13 protein-coding genes are annotated in these 16,754 nt (G+C 71.3%); 7 read left to right on the top strand and 6 right to left on the bottom strand.

Going from position 1 to position 16,754, the window contains the following annotated elements; genetic code table 11:
* The first annotated feature begins 114 nt into the window (after positions 1-114).
* Entirely contained in the window at positions 115-1,032 is a 918-nt protein-coding gene (locus HLH34_RS16270; RefSeq protein ID WP_183120619.1) for a hypothetical protein, read from the top strand.
* Between the two features lie 56 nt (positions 1,033-1,088).
* On the opposite strand, the gene HLH34_RS16265 is transcribed toward HLH34_RS16270, so the two are convergent.
* Positions 1,089-3,203: a protein-disulfide reductase DsbD family protein gene (locus HLH34_RS16265; protein ID WP_244960014.1), complete on the bottom strand. Its 2,115-nt coding sequence runs from the start codon at positions 3,201-3,203 to the stop codon at positions 1,089-1,091.
* 82 nt (positions 3,204-3,285) lie between these two features.
* Between HLH34_RS16265 and hrpB the strand changes: the two genes are divergently transcribed.
* From hrpB to HLH34_RS16235, 6 genes are all read left to right on the top strand, one after another.
* Positions 3,286-5,844 (top strand): ATP-dependent helicase HrpB, encoded by a 2,559-nt coding sequence (hrpB, locus tag HLH34_RS16260; RefSeq protein WP_183120617.1) that lies wholly within the window; start codon positions 3,286-3,288, stop codon positions 5,842-5,844.
* An 89-nt stretch (positions 5,845-5,933) separates the two neighbouring features.
* Entirely contained in the window at positions 5,934-7,049 is a 1,116-nt protein-coding gene (locus HLH34_RS16255; RefSeq protein WP_244960012.1) for a S1C family serine protease, read from the top strand.
* Positions 7,050-7,203: 154 nt separating this feature from the next.
* Entirely contained in the window at positions 7,204-7,884 is a 681-nt protein-coding gene (locus tag HLH34_RS16250; protein ID WP_183120615.1) for a winged helix-turn-helix domain-containing protein, read from the top strand.
* Positions 7,885-7,918: 34 nt separating this feature from the next.
* Complete coding sequence (locus tag HLH34_RS16245; protein ID WP_183120614.1) at positions 7,919-9,496, top strand: sensor histidine kinase; 1,578 nt, start codon at positions 7,919-7,921, stop codon at positions 9,494-9,496.
* Between the two features lie 20 nt (positions 9,497-9,516).
* The gene (locus HLH34_RS16240) at positions 9,517-9,864 is read left to right on the top strand and encodes a hypothetical protein (protein WP_183120613.1); all 348 of its coding nucleotides are present in this window, start codon (positions 9,517-9,519) and stop codon (positions 9,862-9,864) included.
* On the top strand, positions 9,861-10,583 hold the full coding sequence (locus tag HLH34_RS16235; RefSeq protein WP_240162209.1) for an SIMPL domain-containing protein: 723 nt from the start codon (positions 9,861-9,863) through the stop codon (positions 10,581-10,583). Before HLH34_RS16240 ends, HLH34_RS16235 begins: the two co-directional genes overlap by 4 nt.
* A 98-nt stretch (positions 10,584-10,681) precedes the next feature.
* Here HLH34_RS16235 and HLH34_RS16230 read toward each other — a convergent pair whose 3' ends face one another.
* From HLH34_RS16230 to HLH34_RS16210, 5 genes are all read right to left on the bottom strand, one after another.
* Positions 10,682-12,106, bottom strand: coding sequence for a cryptochrome/photolyase family protein (locus tag HLH34_RS16230; RefSeq protein ID WP_183120612.1), 1,425 nt, complete (start codon positions 12,104-12,106; stop codon positions 10,682-10,684).
* A gap of 85 nt (positions 12,107-12,191) precedes the next feature.
* Positions 12,192-12,713: a translation initiation factor IF-3 gene (gene infC / locus HLH34_RS16225; protein WP_182942478.1), complete on the bottom strand. Its 522-nt coding sequence runs from the start codon at positions 12,711-12,713 to the stop codon at positions 12,192-12,194.
* 210 nt (positions 12,714-12,923) lie between these two features.
* On the bottom strand, positions 12,924-14,855 hold the full coding sequence (gene thrS, locus HLH34_RS16220; protein ID WP_183120611.1) for a threonine--tRNA ligase: 1,932 nt from the start codon (positions 14,853-14,855) through the stop codon (positions 12,924-12,926).
* Positions 14,856-14,914: 59 nt separating this feature from the next.
* Positions 14,915-15,817, bottom strand: coding sequence for a glycosyltransferase family 9 protein (locus tag HLH34_RS16215; RefSeq protein WP_183120610.1), 903 nt, complete (start codon positions 15,815-15,817; stop codon positions 14,915-14,917).
* A gap of 329 nt (positions 15,818-16,146) precedes the next feature.
* Positions 16,147-16,754: tetratricopeptide repeat protein (locus tag HLH34_RS16210; protein ID WP_183120609.1), on the bottom strand; the 608-nt coding region annotated here is incomplete at its 5' end.

Below are 16,754 nucleotides of genomic sequence, written 5' to 3'. Positions count from 1 at the left end.
ATCATGGCGGCCGATTGACCGGGGCGGCGCGGGGCGGCAGGCTTGCGACAGTTTTCTGTTTTGCCTGCGCTTTCCGCCCGTGCTCTGTCGATCCATCCGTTGGAGATGCCATCCATGCGCCTGTCCCGCCGGACCGTCCGGCTGCCCCTGCTGATCCTGCTTGCCTGCCCGCTGCTGCCTCTGGCGGCGTGCGATGAAACGCCGCCGCAGACCAGCTTCGCCCCCCTGCATTACGATTACCTGTCCGTGCTGCATCTGAACGTGGGCACGGTGACGACCGTCGATAACGGACAGCCGGGATCGGTGCCCGGCGACATTTCCGGCCGCGCGCCCACCCCGCCCGACCAGGCGCTTCTGCGCATGGCGGCGGACCGGCTGATGGCGGTGGGCAATGCCGGCAGCGCGATCTTCACAATCGACGGGGCGTCGATCCTGCATCTGCCCGGCGGCGTGCTGGAAGGACGGATGGACGTGCATCTGGACATCGTGACGGCAAACGGCCAGCACGCCGGCTATGCCGAGGCGCATGTCCGCCGCACCTTCCGCCCCAACTCGTCCGACGGGGACGGCAACGCCGACACCCAGGCGCATCTCTATACCCTGACGTCGCAGATGATGCAGGACATGAACGTCGAGCTGGAATTCCAGGTCCGCCACCATCTGACCGACTGGCTGGTGGAAAACAGCGGCGCGGCCTCGACCAGCGCGATCCAGCAGCAGGCGCTGGGCCTGCCGGGCGCCCCGCCGCCGGCTGCTCCAGAGGCCACCCCGGACGCGGCGGCGCCTGCGGCCGCCGTCCCCGCCACACCCGCCACCGCGGACACGCCCCCGGCACCCGCAGCACCGGCCGCAACAACGCCCGCTGCCCCGCCGGCGGACGATGTGCCCGACGCGGTGTTCCCGACCGGCGTCCCATCCGACGCCACGCCCGCGGCCCCACGGGTGATGTCGCCCAAGCCCGGCTACCTGACCCTGCCGCCCGGCACGCCCTCCACGCCCGCCGCACCGTCGACATCGACCGGCGGCTACTGATCCTGCCGCCCGGCAAGGGCCTTGGCCCTTGCCGGATTCGGGCAGCGTCCGGCCTTTCAGCTTTTCAGCGCGTCCAGCACCAGCCCCGTCGTCAGGATCTGCGGCAGGGGCCGTCCCTCGCCGCCACCCGCCGGATAATACAGGTAGAACGGCACGCCCGCGCGGCCATGGGCATCGAGGAAAGCGCTGATTTCCGCGTTCCGGTTGGTCCAGTCGCCCTTCATGTAGACGATCCCCCGGTCATGGAAGGCCGCCTGCACGGGGGCCGAGGACAGGGCCACGCGCTCGTTCACCAGGCAGGAAATGCACCACGCCGCCGTCATGTCCACAAAGACCGGACGGCCCTGCGCCCGCAGCGCCGCCAGACGGGCGGTGGAAAACGGTTCCGCCCCGTCGGCGCGCAGCGGCAGGCCCCCGCCGTTAGCGCCGCCGTCGCCCCCGGTCACGGGCTGACCCAGGCCCGGCAGCAACGCCAGCACGATGCCCAGGGCCGCCAGCGCCACCGCGCGGCACAGGCGAATCCGGCGCGCGGGCGCGTCGCGCATCGCCATGGCCTGCGCCAGCCCGGTCAGCCACGCGGCCAGCCCCACCAGCACCAGTCCCGTGCCCAGCACCGCTACCGCGCCCGCCCCGGCCTGCAACGCCAGCACCCACAGCAGCCACACGCAGGTGCCCAGCACCGGAAAGGCCAGCCCCTGGCGCAGGATATCCATCCACGGTCCAGGACGCGGCAGATGCCGCGCCAGCCCCGGCACGCCGGCCAGCACCAGGTAGGGCGCCGCCAGCCCCGCCCCCATCGCCACGAAGACCAGCATCGCCACCGGCGCCGGGGCCGACAGCGCCCCGGCGATGGCCGCCCCCATGAAGGGGGCGGTGCAGGGGGTTGCCACCAGCACGGCCAGCACCCCGGTCATCGCATCGCCCAGATAGCCCGCGCGCACCGTCCCGGCGCCCCCCAGCGACGCGATGCCGTTGCCCATGCCGAACACGCCCAGCAGGTTCAGCGCCACCGCGAACAGCAGCCAGCAGATCGCCGCGACGAAGGCCGCCGACTGGAACTGGAACCCCCACCCCGCGACGTCGCCGGCCGCCCGCACGGCCAGGATGATGCCCCCCAGCGCCGCGAACGCGCCCACGACGCCCGCCGTGTACGCTCCCGCCCCGGCCAGCCGCGCCGACGCCCGGCCACCGGCCAGACGGGTCAACGCCATGGCCTTCATCACCAGCACCGGAAACACACAGGGCATCAGGTTCAGCACCAGCCCCCCCGCGAACGCCAGCAGCAGGATCCGCCCCAGGCCGGCGACACCCGCCCCGGGGGCGGCAGGCATCGCGGCGACGGTGCCGGGACGCGCCGAAACCGAAAGGCCCCGCGTCTGCCCCCCCGCGTCCTTCAGCACCACCACCCCGTCCAGGGTCGCGGCGGAATGGAAGGCATCGCCGGGCTTCAGCGCCAGGGTCAGCCCCCCGTCATGCACCGACAGAGCCTGGGCGGCGTCCTGGTCGATCGCACCGGAGGTCACGGGCATGAACCAGGCATCGCGCACCGTGTCGGGCGACAGCCCCTCGCCCGACAGCGCCAGCGTCCCGTCCGGTGCGATCGTCGCCGCGAACGGCGAGGCCGTGGGCAAGCCGGCGGCGGCCCGCGCGAACAGCGGGGCCTCGGCCGACGGGGCCGGATCGCCTGTCGGCAGGCTCAGGGTGAAGACGCCGTGTTCGGGCACGCAGACGGCGGCGCAGACCAGCCAGTCGGCGGTGGCCTTCAGCACCATCGCGCCATCGCCCGCCCCTGCGGCCGCGACCGGGCGCAGTTCGGCGGGCAGCAGCACATCGCCGGTATAGGCATAGGACATCAGCGGCCCGTCGCGCAGGCGTTCGGGCACCGGCCAGGCGATGGCGCCGGACCGGCCGGTGGCTCCGCTTTCGCCGCGCACGTCCAGCGTCGGAGCCTCGCCCGCGTCGCCGGGATTGATCCAGTACGTGTGCCACCCTGGTTGCAGGCGCAGGCGCAGGCCGACATGCAGCGGCACCCCGGGGCGGTAGCGGTCGGTGTCGGTCACCAGCGTCGCCACATCGCGCGCACTCGTCACCGGCGCGCTTTCCGCCGCCCCGGCTGGGCGGGGCGACAGCGCCGCGAGGGCGAGCAGGAAGACAGGCCAGAGCCGGGACAAAATCACGAACGCATTCTCCGATAGACAAGGCAGCCCGGCGCCGGCGATTGCCGACGCCGGGCCACCGACGCATAACCAGGATATGGACTCCCGCCCCAACCTGCAAAAGCCCGTTTGTTCCATCCCGGCCGACCTGCCGGTGGCCGAGATCCTGCCCGCCCTGCGCGACAGCCTGGCGCGGGTGCCGGGCGCGGTGCTGGTCGCACCGCCGGGCGCGGGCAAGACCACGACGGTGCCGCTGGCGCTGCTGGACGCATCCTGGCGGGGCGACGGGCGCATCGTCATGCTGGAACCCCGCCGGCTGGCCGCCCGCGCCGCGGCCCAGCGGATGGCCGGCCTGCTGGGCGAACAGGCCGGCGGGCTGGTCGGCTACCGCACGCGCCTGGAATCCGCCGTATCCGAGCGCACACGCATCGAGGTCGTGACCGAGGGGCTGATGGTCCGCCGCCTGCTGTCCGACCCGACGCTGGACGGCGTGGCCTGCGTCATCCTGGACGAAATCCACGAACGCTCGCTGGATGCCGACGCGGCGCTGGCCTTCTGCCTGGACCTGCAACGCAGCCTGCGGCCGGACCTGCGGCTGGTGGCGATGTCGGCGACCATGGACGGCGCGGCGCTGGCGGCCCTGATGGACGCCCCGCTGATCGAAAGCGCGGGCCGGATGTTCCCCGTCGAGATCCAGCACGCCCCCCGCGACATCCCTCACCTGCGCGACCTGCCCGACGCCATGGCCCGGACGATCCGCGCCGCGCTGGCCGCACATGAAGGCGACATCCTGGCCTTCCTGCCCGGCGTGGGCGAAATCCGGCGCACCCAGGCGGCGCTGGCCGGCGTCCCGGCCGCCGTGCTGCCCCTGTATGGCGAAATGCCCCCGGCCGAGCAGGACCGTGTCCTGCGCCCCGCGCCGGATGCCGGGCGGCGGGTCATCCTGGCGACCTCGATCGCCGAGACGTCGCTGACCGTGCCCGGCGTGCGGATCGTGGTCGACGGCGGCTTCCGGCGCAGCCCGCGCCTGGACCCCGGCACCGGCCTGTCGCGACTGGAAACAGTGCGGATTTCCCGCGCGGCGGCGGCGCAGCGTGCCGGCCGCGCGGGGCGCGAGGCCCCCGGCGTCGCCCTGCGCCTGTGGAGCGAGGCGACGGGGCGCGGCATGGCCCCGCACGACCGGGCCGAGATCCTGGACGGCGAGCTGACCGGCCTGCGGCTGGACACCGCCGCGTGGCAGGCGGCCATGGGCACCCCGCCCGAGGCCCTGCCCCTGCCGGACACCCCGCCCAACGGCGCGTTCGCGGCCGCGCGCACCCTGCTGGCCGATCTGGGCGCGCTGGATGCCGAGGGCCGGATCACCCCGGCCGGCCAGCGCATGGCGGCCCTGGGCGCGCATCCGCGTCTGGCGGCCATGATGCTGGCCGCCGGCGACCCGGCCGAGGCCGCACTGGCGGCCGATATCGCCGCCCTGCTGGAAGAACGCGACCCCCTGCGCGCCCGGCCAGCGCCCGTCGGCAGGGGGGCCAGAGGCGGCGCGCCCCCCACTCCGCCCGCCGACATCGCCTTGCGGCTGGAACTGATCGCCGGCGGCGACCATGCCGACGCCGATCGCGGCGCGCTGGCGCGGATCCGCCAGGCGGCGGGGCAGTACCGCCGGCGCATGGGCCTGCGCGGCGATGCCTCCGCCTCCGGCAACCCCGGGGCACTGCTGGCCGCCGCCTTCCCCGACCGCATCGCCCAGCGGCGCGGCGAACCCGGCAGCTTCCGCCTGTCGGGCGGCGGCGGCGCGCGCCTGGGCAAGACCGACCGCCTGGCCGATGCCGGCCTGCTGGCGGTCGCGACCCTGCAGGTGCGCATGGCGGCCGACATCCGGCTGGCCGCGCCGCTGGACCCCGACCGCCTGCCCGACACCCTGCGCGCCCGCGCGCACGAACAGGTGGAAACGACGCTGGACCCGGTGACCGGAACAGTGATGGCGCGCCGCCGCCTGCGGCTGGGGGCGCTGGTTCTGCGCGACCGCACGGTGGCTGCCGCCCCCGACGAGGTCGCGGACCTGCTGCTGCGCCAGGTGGCCGACCGGCTGGACAGCGCCCTGGACTGGACGCCGGCGGCACGGCAGTTCCAGGCCCGGCTGGCCCTGGCGCGCACCCTGCCGGGGCGCGAGGACCTGCCCGACCTGTCGGACGCGGCGCTGGCCCGCGGTGCCGCGGACTGGCTGCCGCCCTGGCTGTCCGGCCTGACCCGCCTGTCCGAAGTCGCGGCCCTGGACGTGCTGGCCATCCTGCGCGGGCGGCTGGACCACGCGACCCTGACCTGGCTGGACCGCACGCTGCCCACGTCCCTGGACCTGCCCGGGGGGCGCGTGCCCGTCGATTACACCCAGCCGGTGCCCACCGCCTCGGCGCGGGCGCAGACCTTCTACGGCCTGCGCGAAACCCCGCGCCTGGCCGACGGGCGCGTGCCCCTGCAGATCGCCCTGCTGTCGCCCGCCGGACGGCCGCAGGCGATCACCGCCGACCTGGCCGGGTTCTGGGCCGGGTCCTGGGCCGACATGCGCCGGGACATGCGGGGGCGCTATCCCCGGCACGACTGGCCGGAACAGCCCGCGACCGCCGCCCCGGCCGCCCGACGGGACCGGCCCGGCCGGCCATGACGCCGGCCCGTTTATCGGCTATCGTCCGGAACGGCCGCCCGATCAGGCCACCACGCCGACCAGTACGACAGGAACAGGATCCCGTGCCCATGCGGCGGATGGTTGCCCACTCCCTTCGCCGCGCGGCCCCCGCGCTGTTATTGCCCCTGCTGGCCTGCCCGCCCACCACGGCATTCGCGGCCGACGCCCCCCTATTCGCCCCCCCGATGCCGCCGCTGGTGGCCACGGGGCCGCTGACCTTCGCCCCGCTGGTGCGGCTGGTCGTCCCGGCCGTGGTCAATATCGCGGTGACGCAGGACGCCGACGACCCGCACAAGCGCCAGCCCGTCCCCCCCGGCGTCAAGGGCACCCCGTTCGAGCGCCGGTTCCGCGACCGCATGCGCTCGCGCGGCGAGGAAATGCTGGGCGCGGGCTCCGGCTTCATCATCGACCCCAGCGGCGTGATCGTGACCAACAACCATGTGGTGGGCGAGGCCGACCGCATCACCGTGTCGCTGTCCGACGGCACGGAGTTTCCGGCCCGGCTGCTGGGCAGCGACGATCTGACCGACATCGCGGTCATCCAGATCCAGGCTCCGCACCCGCTGCCGTTCGTGACCTGGGGCGACAGCCGGCAGATCAATGTCGGCGACTGGATCATGGCGGCGGGCAACCCGTTCGGGCTGGGCTCGTCGGTGACGGCCGGCATCGTGTCGGCGCGCGGGCGCGACATCGGCGCCAGCCCGTTCGACGATTTCCTGCAACTGGACGCCCCGATCAATCCGGGTAATTCCGGCGGCCCGTCCTTCAACCTCAGCGGCCAGGTGGTGGCGTTGAACACCGCCATCGTCTCGCCTACCGGGGGGTCGGTGGGCATCGGCTTCGGCATCCCGTCGGAAATCGTCGCCCCCATCGTCGCCGAACTGCGCCGCACCGGGCATATCGACCGCGGGTGGCTGGGCGTGACCCTGGCCGACGGCGACACGCACGACGGGGTGCGCATCACCGACACCGACCGCGGCGGCCCGGCCCAGCAGGCCCGCCTGCGCACCGGCGACATCGTCCTGGCGGTGGGGGAAGAACCGATGGACAGTTCCCGCACCCTGATCCGCACCATCGCGGCGGAACATCCCGGATCGACCGTCCAGCTGAAGATCCGCCGACGCGGGGCGGTACTGACGGTGGCCGTCGTGGTCGCCCACCGCCCCGAAGGCATGGACGACTAAGGTCGTTCCGCACCGCGCTCCCGCTCGGGATACCGCCTTGCGAAACAACCTTCGGTCAGACCATCCGATAAGGGGGTGGGACGGCCGCTCTGGCCATCGGGGCGCCCGCGAGGGTAAGGTGTTGCCATCCACAGGAACCGGGAGCCGGACCGACATGCATATCCTGGTCGTCGAGGACGATCCGACCGTCCGCAATTTCGTCGCCAAGGGCCTGCGCGAGGCCGGGCATCTGGTCGAACCCGTGGACAACGGCAAGGACGGGCTGTTCCTCGCGGTCAGCGAGAATTTCGACCTGATCATCCTGGACCGCATGCTGCCGGGCGGGATCGACGGCCTGCGGCTGCTGGAAACCATCCGGGCGCAGAACAACAGCACCCCCGTCCTGCTGCTGTCCGCGCTGGCCGATGTCGACGACCGCGTGCAGGGGCTGAAGGCCGGCGGCGACGATTACGTGACCAAGCCCTTCGCGTTCAGCGAACTGCTGGCCCGCGTCGAGGCCCTGTCGCGCCGGGGCCGCAGCGACAACGTGCCGCAGACGCGCCTGACCGTGGCCGATCTCGAAGTCGATCTGCTGTCACGCTCGGTCCGTCGCGGGGGGCAGAAGATCGACCTGCAACCCCGGGAATTCCGCCTGCTGGAATATCTGATGCGCCATGCCGGACAGGTCGTGACGCGGACCATGCTGCTGGAAGGGGTGTGGGACTATCATTTCGACCCGCAGACCAACGTCATCGACGTCCATGTCTCGCGCCTGCGGCAGAAGGTGGACAAGCCCTTCGACACGCCGCTGATCCATACCATCCGCAACGCCGGATACATGCTGCGGGCGGACTAGGGCGGGCAATGACGCGGATGGACATCGCCTGATCATGCCCAGTGGACACCGGGGCGGACACGAGGGTGCGGCCGGCAGGCACGGGCGGCGGTTCCGCATCCCGCGTTCGGCCAGCCTGCGCTTCTCGCTGGGCTACGGGGTGCTGTTCGCGCTGTCGTCCATCCTGTTCATGTCCTTCATCTGGTGGGGGACGATCGGCTTTCTGGAACGGCAGGTCGAAACCGCGATCAATGCCGATGCCCGGGCGCTGAGCCAGCGCTGGGCCGAGGGCGGGCTGCCGACGCTGGCGCTGACCATCGACGACCGCCTGGAACAGAATCTGGACGACGACGCGATCTACCTGATGGTCGACCCGTCGGGGCACCGCCTGGCCGGCAACCTGTCGGAATGGCCTGCCCCGGTGGTGCGCACCGATGTGTGGTACGCGCTGCAGGTCACGCGGGCGGGGATGCAGGACACGGCGCAGGTCCATGCCTTCGCCCTGCCGGGCGGCTTCCGCCTGCTGGTCGGCCGGGACATCCGCGCGCGCGCCGTGCTGCGCCGGCTGCTGACCGATTCGCTGCTGTGGGCCTGGCTGATGGTGACGCTGCTGGCCGTCAGCGGCGCCGTGCTGGTCCACGGCATGTTCCGCCGCATGATCAAATCGGTCGCCCAGACCACCTCGGCCATCGCCCGGGGCGATCTGTCGCGGCGCATGCCCCTGGTGGGCAACGGGGACGAGCTGGACCAGGTCGCCGAGGCGATCAACGAGATGCTGGACCGCATCGTCCGGCTGATGGACGGCGTGCGGCAGGTGTCCAACGCCATCGCCCACGATCTGCGCACCCCGATCACCCGCGCCCGCACCCAGCTGGAAGACGCCGCCCTGCACGCCCATGGCGAGGACGAGCTGCGCATGGCCGTCGAACGCGCGGTGGGGCACCTGGACAACGTCACGGCGGTGTTCGAGGCCCTGCTGCGCATCGCCCAGATCGAGGCCGGGTCGCGGCGCTCGGCCTTCGCGCCCTTCGACCTGGCCCCGGTGCTGGTCGACGTCGGCGACCTGTACGAGGCCGTGGCCGAGGAACGGAACATCCGCCTGGCGCTGCGCCTGCCATCAAGCCTGCCGTTTCATGGCGACCGGTCGCTGATGCAGCAGGCGGTCGCCAACCTGCTGGACAACGCCATCAAATTCTCGCCGGCAGGCGGGACGGTGACGCTGTCGGCCAGCCTGGGGCCAAGCCTGCCCGGCCACGGCATCCCCCACCCCGGCAAGAGCGTCGTCACCATCGCCGTCACCGACGAAGGCATCGGCATGAACGAGGCCGACCTCGCCCGTGCCTCCGAACGATTCTTCCGGGCCGAAACGGCGCGCAACACCCCCGGCGCGGGCCTGGGCCTGTCGCTGGTGCAGGCGATCGTCCAGTTGCATGGCGGGGTGCTGCGCCTGCGTACGCAGGCGCCCGGCCTGTCAGTGCGGATGATCCTGCCGGTGCCGCAGCGCTCGGCACCCCCCGCCCGCGCGGGCCGCCCGATCCCGATTCCGCCCGCACCATCCTCGCCAGACACATCGGCATCCGGCCGGTCGGTCATGAAGGAGGCTTCACTTGCACCCCATGAGCGCGACACATGACCTGCCCTAGGGTTTCCTTCATGAACATGCAGCCCCTTGCGGTCCCGGCCGCGATGGCCCCAGCCCTGGTGGTCATGAGCCTTTGCCTCTGCGGTTTCGCCCCTCCTCCCGACGATTTTCAGCCCGCCGAATCCGGGGAACACGCCCAGGCCGGCGACGATGCGGGGCATCCGGTCATCATCACCAGCGACAGCCGCGCCTTCTGCGACCGGCTGATCACCATCATCGACGCCTACGGCCCGCCCCCGCGCGAGGTTCGCGACCTGCGTTTCCAGGGCGCCCATCTGTGCGCCGAAGGCAAGGTCCGGTCCGGCATCGTGCAACTGCGCCGCGCCCTGGTGGCCCTGAAGGAAGACACCCATTCATGATGCGACCGCTGCCCACGCCTCCCCGCACCATAGCCGTCCCCGCGCTGGCCATCCTGACGGCCGCGTCCTGCGCCGTGACCGGCCCGGCTCGGGCACAGGCCGTGCCCGCCCCCGCATCCGCGACCGAATTGACGCTGTCGGCGACCGGCACGGTTCATGCCCCGCCCGACCGGCTGACCGCCACCCTGTTCGCCGAAGCCACGGCGCCCGCCGTCTCGACCGCTCAGGCGCGGGTCAACGCACTGATCCGCCAGGCCACCGACGCCGCCGGAGCGGCCGGGGGGCTGGTCGTCGTCACCGACAGCTATTCCGTGCAGCGCGACGACACGCCCCGGCCGCCGCAATGGACGGCACGGCAATCCCTGCGCCTGACCGGCGGCGACGGGGCGAAGCTGCTGGATCTGGTCGGGCGGTTGCAGGCGCGCGGCCTGGCCCTGTCGGGGCTGGACTGGTCCCTGTCGCCCGACCGGCGCACCGCCCTGGTCCAGCAGGCCGAGGCCGAGGCGCTGAAGGCCGTGCGCCAGCGCGCCGCCTCGGCCGCGACGACACTGGGGCTGACAGTCGGCACGATCCGGTCGGTAACGCTGGAAGACCGGGGCATGCCGCGCCCCATGCCCATGATGATGATGGCCGCCCGCGCCGCCCTGCCGCCCACTGCCCCGCCCGAGGAACAGGACGTGACGGCATCGGCCACCGCGACGGTCGTACTGCGGCCGTAGGGCTTCGTATGCCAGGCCTCAGGGCGCTGCCCTGAAACCCGCCAAAGGCCACAGGCCTCTGGACACCGATCTGTTGTCCATGACGGGGGTCCGGGACCTCAGTTCCGGAGGGCCGTCCACGCGGCCAGCGCCCGTGCCCGCGCCTGCCGGTGATCCTCGATCGGCAGCGGATAATCCCGCCCCAGGACCACGCCGCACGTCCCCAGTACCCCGGCATCGGCCACCCACGGGGCGTGGATCAGGCGCGCCGGCACATCCGCCAGTTCCGGCACCCAACGACGGATATAGTCGCCCGCCGGATCGAATTTCTCCGATTGCAGAACCGGGCTCATGATCCGGAAGAACGGGGCCGCATCCACCCCGGTGCCCGCGCTCCATTGCCAGTTCATCGGATTGCTCGCCGGATCATGATCCACAAGCGTGTCGGCAAACCATGCCTCGCCCTGCCGCCAGTCGATCAGCAGATGTTTCACGAGAAACGACGCCACCACCATCCTGACCCGATTGTGCATCCACCCGGTCCGCCAGAGCTGCCGCATGCCGGCGTCCACCAGCGGATATCCCGTCCGTCCCGTCTGCCATGCCCGCAACCCCTCCGGGTCCGTCCGCCAGGGCAATGCATCGAATGTGCCACGCAGATTCCGCCGCGCCAGATCCTCGTGCTGGAACAGCAGGGACCAGGCGAATTCGCGCCATCCCATTTCGGCCAGAAACTTCGTGCCCTCCTGCCCCGACTGCGCAACAGCCTGCCAGACCTGGGCCGGCGTGATATGGCCGAACCTCAGATACGGCGACAGGCGCGAGGTCCCCTCCGCTGCCGGAATGTCCCGCACACGTCCATACGCCGCCAGGCCATCCCCCAGGAATCGCGTCAGACATGCGTGTGCCGCCGTCTCGCCCGGTTCCCAGTCCTCGCGCAGGCCGGCAGCCCAGTCCGGCGCCACCGGCAACAGCCCGAAGCCCGCCGGCGCCACGCGGCTGTCCTCGAGCGTCTCGGGCAACCGGGCGAACGACAGTTCTGACGGTGCGGACAGAGGCGGTCGCGGCCCCCCGAACGCACAGGCCGCACGCCAGAAGGGCGTGAACATCTGAAACGGCGCACCTTGACGGGTACGGATCGTCCAGGGTTCATGCAGCAACGCGCCCGCGAAACTGTGGGCCGCAACGTCACTCTGCCGAAGCGCCGCCTTGAGCGCGGTATCCACCCCACGCCCCACCGGATCGTACCGGCGGTTCCAATGGACGGCGGCGGCCCCGCTGTCCCGTGCCAGTTCGGGAATCAGGCTGCCGGCTGCCCCGCGCAGCACATGCAGCGTACCGCCATGCGCGTGCAGGGCGGCGTCCAGCGCGCGCAACGCCCCGTCCAGCCACCAGCGCGCCGCCCCTCCGGGAAACGTGGCGGCATCCAGCACGAACACGCACAGAACCGGCTGCCCGGTTTCGACGGCGGCCAAGAGGGCCGCATTGTCGGCCAGCCGGAAATCCTCGCGAAACCAGACAATTACGGGATTGGATCGCGTCATGGTGGCAACCTGCTCTACCCTCAACGAAAAAAGGCCCGGACGGGCTGTCCGGGCCTTTTTCGTCTTCGATTCGCCGGGTCCCGGTTCAGCGGGGCGACAGAACCATGATCATCTGGCGGTTTTCCAGCTTGGGCATCTGCTCGACCTTCGCCTGTTCGTCCATCTCCGAACGAATCCGCTCCAGCACCTTGATGCCCAGATCCTGATGCGCCATTTCGCGCCCACGGAAGCGCAGGGTCACCTTGACCTTGTCGCCTTCGCCGATGAACGACTTCATGGCGCGCATCTTCACCTGATAGTCGTTTTCATCGATGTTGGGGCGAACCTTCACCTCCTTGATCTCGATGACCTTCTGCTTCTTACGGGCCTCGTTGCGCTTCTTCTGCTGCTCGTACTTGAACTTGCCGTAATCCAGGATCTTGGCGACCGGCGGCTCGGCGTTCGGACTGATTTCCAGCAGGTCGAGACCCACGGCATAGGCACGCATCAGCGCGTCGCGCGTGGGCATGACACCCAGCATCTCGCCGTCCGCGTCGATCAGACGCACCTGCGGGACGCGGATTTCCTCGTTGACGCGTGGGCCCTCGCGGTTAGGCGGAGTGGGCATCGGAGGTCTGGCTATGGTCGGCTCCTGTCTTCATTTCGGTACGGAGGACACGCCGCCCTGGACCTGCACCCAGGTGCCAGGCGATCGGGGCGGCTGCGAGTCCTCCGGTTAGGCCGCTATGTGGCGCACTCTGGCCACTTAGATCAAGCATTCTCGGCGCATGGAGGACGAAGCCAGCCATGCGCCGCAAGCAGATGCGGCCTAAAAAGGTCAGCGCGTACGGCGCAGGTCGGGCGGCAGGGCCTCGTCGGCCAGCGTCCGCGCCGCGTCGTCCAGCGCCACGACTTCCTGCGCCGCGCCGCCCAGGCGGCGGATGGCGACGGTGCCCTCCTCGGCTTCCTTGCGGCCGACGACCAGGATCACCGGCACCCGCGCCAGGCTGTGTTCGCGGATCTTGGCGTTGATCTTCTCGTTGCGGATGTCGGTCTCGACCACCAGCCCCGCCGCCTGCAACGTGTCGGCCACCTGCTGGGCATAGGGGGCGGCGTCGGTGACGATCGACGCCACCACCGCCTGCACCGGCGCCAGCCACAGCGGGAAACGCCCGGCATGCTGTTCGATCAGGATGCCCAGGAACCGCTCGAACGACCCCAGGATCGCGCGATGCAGCATCACCGGGCGGTGCCGGGCGCTGTCCTCGCCGATAAAGGACGCATCCAGCCGTTCCGGCAGCACGTAATCGACCTGCAGCGTGCCGCACTGCCAGTCGCGGCCGATGGCGTCGCGCAGCACGAATTCCAGCTTCGGCCCGTAGAACGCGCCCTCGCCGGGGTTATGCTCATACGAAACCCCCGCCAGGCGGCAGGCCTCGATCAGCGCGCCCTCGGCCCGGTCCCAGGTCTCATCGGTGCCGGCGCGCTGCTCGGGCCGGTCGGCGAACTTCACCCGGAAGCTCTCGAATCCCAGGTCGGCGTAGACATCGGCCAGCATGCGCACGAATCGCGCGGTTTCAGCGGCGATCTGCTCCTCGGCGCAGAAGATGTGCGCGTCGTCCTGGGTGAACGAGCGCACGCGCATGATCCCGTGCAGCGCGCCCGACGGCTCATAGCGATGGCAGGCGCCGAATTCCGCCATCCGCAGCGGCAGTTCGCGATACGAACGCAGGCCATGGCGGAAGATCTGCACATGGCACGGGCAGTTCATCGGCTTGAGCGCGAGGGTCTTGTCCTCGTCCTCGACGGTCGCGACGAACATGTGCTCGCGATATTTGTCCCAGTGGCCCGAAGCCTCCCACAGCGCGCGATCGACCAGCTGGGGGGTGCGGACCTCCTGGTACCCGCCGCGCGTCTGCGCCCGGCGCATGTAGTCCTGCAACACCGTATAAAGGCGCCAGCCCTTGGCGTGCCAGAAGATCGACCCCACGGCCTCCTCCTGGATATGGAACAGGTCCATCTCGCGCCCGATGCGGCGGTGGTCGCGGCGCTCGGCTTCCTCCAGCTGGTGCAGGTGGGCGTCCAGCTCCTTCTGGTCGCGCCAGGCGGTGCCGTAGATGCGCGTCAGCATGGGGTTGCGGTGGTCGCCGCGCCAGTACGCCCCGGCCACCTTCATCAGCTTGAAGGCATTGCCCACGTCGGCCGTCCCGCGCAGATGCGGCCCCCGGCACAGATCCAGCCATTCGCCCTGGCGGTAGATCGAGATCTGCTCGTCCTCCGGCAGGTCGCGGATCAGCTCGGCCTTGAAGCGCTCGCCCCGGTCCTCGAAGAAGCGGATCGCCGCGTCGCGCGGCCACACTTCGCGCGCGAAGGCGGCGTTCGCGGCCACGATCTCGCGCATGCGGGCTTCGATCGCCGGGAAATCCTCGGGCGTGAAGGGCTCGTTGCGGTAGAAATCGTAATAGAAGCCGTTTTCGATCGACGGGCCGATCGTCACCTGCGTGCCGGGCCACAGCGACTGCACCGCCTCGGCCAGCACATGGGCGGCGTCGTGGCGGATCATCTCCAGCGCCGCTTCGTCCTTGCGGGTGACGAAGCGCACCGACGCATCGTCCGAAATCTCGCGCGACAGATCGACCAGGCGCCCGTCGATTTCCATGGCCAGGGCGGCGCGGGCCAGTCCGGGGCCGATGGCCTCCGCCACCGTAGTGCCCGTCACCGGACCGTCAAAGCGGCGAACGGATCCGTCAGGCAGGGTGATGGCAGGCATGGATGGATGCTCCGGCAAAAAACAGGCGGGAAAAACAGGGAAACGTCGCTGTAATGGCCTCAGCCGAGCGACGCCGCAACCCTCTCGACGCTCAGCGACGCCAGATCGTCCACGCGGATGACCTGCACCTGCCCCGGCGCACGGCCCAGCGGGGCAGTCAGGGCGGGGTCGCTGTCGCGCGAAAACAGGACCGTCGCCGGGCAGCCCATGGCGGCGGCCATGTGCATCGGCCCGGTGTCGTTGCCCACCGCCAGCCGCGCCCGCGCGGCCAGGCCCGCCAGTTCGGCCAGGCCGGTCTGCCCCGTCAGGTCGCGGGCCTGGGGACAGGCGGCCAGAATCACGGCCGCCAGCGGGGCTTCAGCCTCGGTGCCGACCACCACCGGCGTCACGCCCGCATCGCGCAGGCGGCAGGCCAGCGCCGCGAACCGTTCGGCGGGCCAGCGCTTGGCCGGGCGATGGGGCGCGGCCCCCGGCACCAGCAGGGCATAGGGATCGGGCAGCACGGGCCCGCCCGCCGCCAGCCACGACAGGTCGGGGTCCGGAACGTCGGCGATGCCGGCACGGCGCAACTGGTCGCGCTGGCGCGCGCGGGTGTGCATGTGGTTGCGCTGCGGATTGTCGTGCGGCCGGGACGCGCCCGCCGCGATGCCCGACCAGGGGGGGCGCCCCGCCAGGCGGAAATAGCGCGACGACCGGCCGGAGGTCTGCAGGTCGTAGACCATGTCATGGCCCGACAGCACCCGGCGCAATGCCGCCAGCGCCCGCAGGTCCCACCAGGGCGGCCGCGCATCCACCACCACGTGGTCGAACCACGGCGCGGCACGCATCAGGCCGGCGAACGGCGCGGTCGTCAGCAGCGTTATGTCGGCGGTGGGGTGATGGGCGCGGATTGCGGCGAACGGGGCGAAGGCCTGGACCAGGTCGCCCAGCGCACCCAGCTTGATCACGAGAATGCGCGTCATGCGTCCTCGTTAATCCAGAACACCCTGTAAGGAAACAGCAGGGGCCGCGTGACGGAACGGAAACCTGGATAAACCGGCGTCGCCCCCGGAAGGGAGCGCTGACGCGACGCGATCAGGAGCAACGCCGGAGAAAAATGGAGACAGCAGACGCGCCGCCCATCTTCATGGAGGTTTCCGTTTCTTCTTGTTTCTTCTTGTTCTTCTATCTTCTTGGAGGTGGTGCTCCACCCCATGACATGATCTGTAGCACATGCCGGGACCATGTCCATGTTACACGGTCACATATGACGCGAACGTGACCCCCGCGCCCAGGACATGCCTGGAATGCATCACGGCGCGTCGGGATCGGCTTCCAGCACCGCCAGGTCCTGCCGCGCCATGTCGGCCTGCCGGGAATCCGGGGCCAGATCCATTACCTGCTCCCAATCGCCGCGCGCGCCCGTCAGGTCGCCCTGCCGCTGCCGCACGATGCCCCGTTCCAGCAGAGCCGCGACGTCCTGCGGCGCGCGGTCCATGGCCGCGTCGATATCCACCCGGGCCAGGTCGATGCGCCCCAGCCGCCGGTAGGCCGACGCCCGGATCACCAGGGCCTGGGTCAGCGCATCGGGCGCGGCCGGCAGCGGCGACAGATCGGCGACCGCCTGCGCGGCATGGCCGCTTTCCACCCCTGCCCGTGCCCGCACGATCCGCAGGCCCGGATCGCCGGGGCGCAGGGCCAGGCCGTAGCCGGCGCTGTCGAACGCCCGCCCGGGGTCGCCGTCCTCCTGCCAGGCGCGCGCCGCCTCGCCCGCGATGTCGGCGCGCGTCGCGAGGTCGCCGGGGGCGTGCGCCAGGCCGTCCAGTTGGGCCGCCGCGTCACGCGGATCGCCCAGGGCGACCAGCGCCAGCGCCCCGCAGCGCACGGCCGGGGCGCCGCCGCCCCGCGCCTGCCATGCGG

The sequence above is a fragment of the Gluconacetobacter azotocaptans genome, assembly GCF_014174355.1.
Lineage (GTDB): Bacteria > Pseudomonadota > Alphaproteobacteria > Acetobacterales > Acetobacteraceae > Gluconacetobacter > Gluconacetobacter azotocaptans.
The sequence above is the reverse complement of the archived record's forward strand: the minus strand, read 5'-3'. Positions and strand labels throughout refer to the sequence as shown.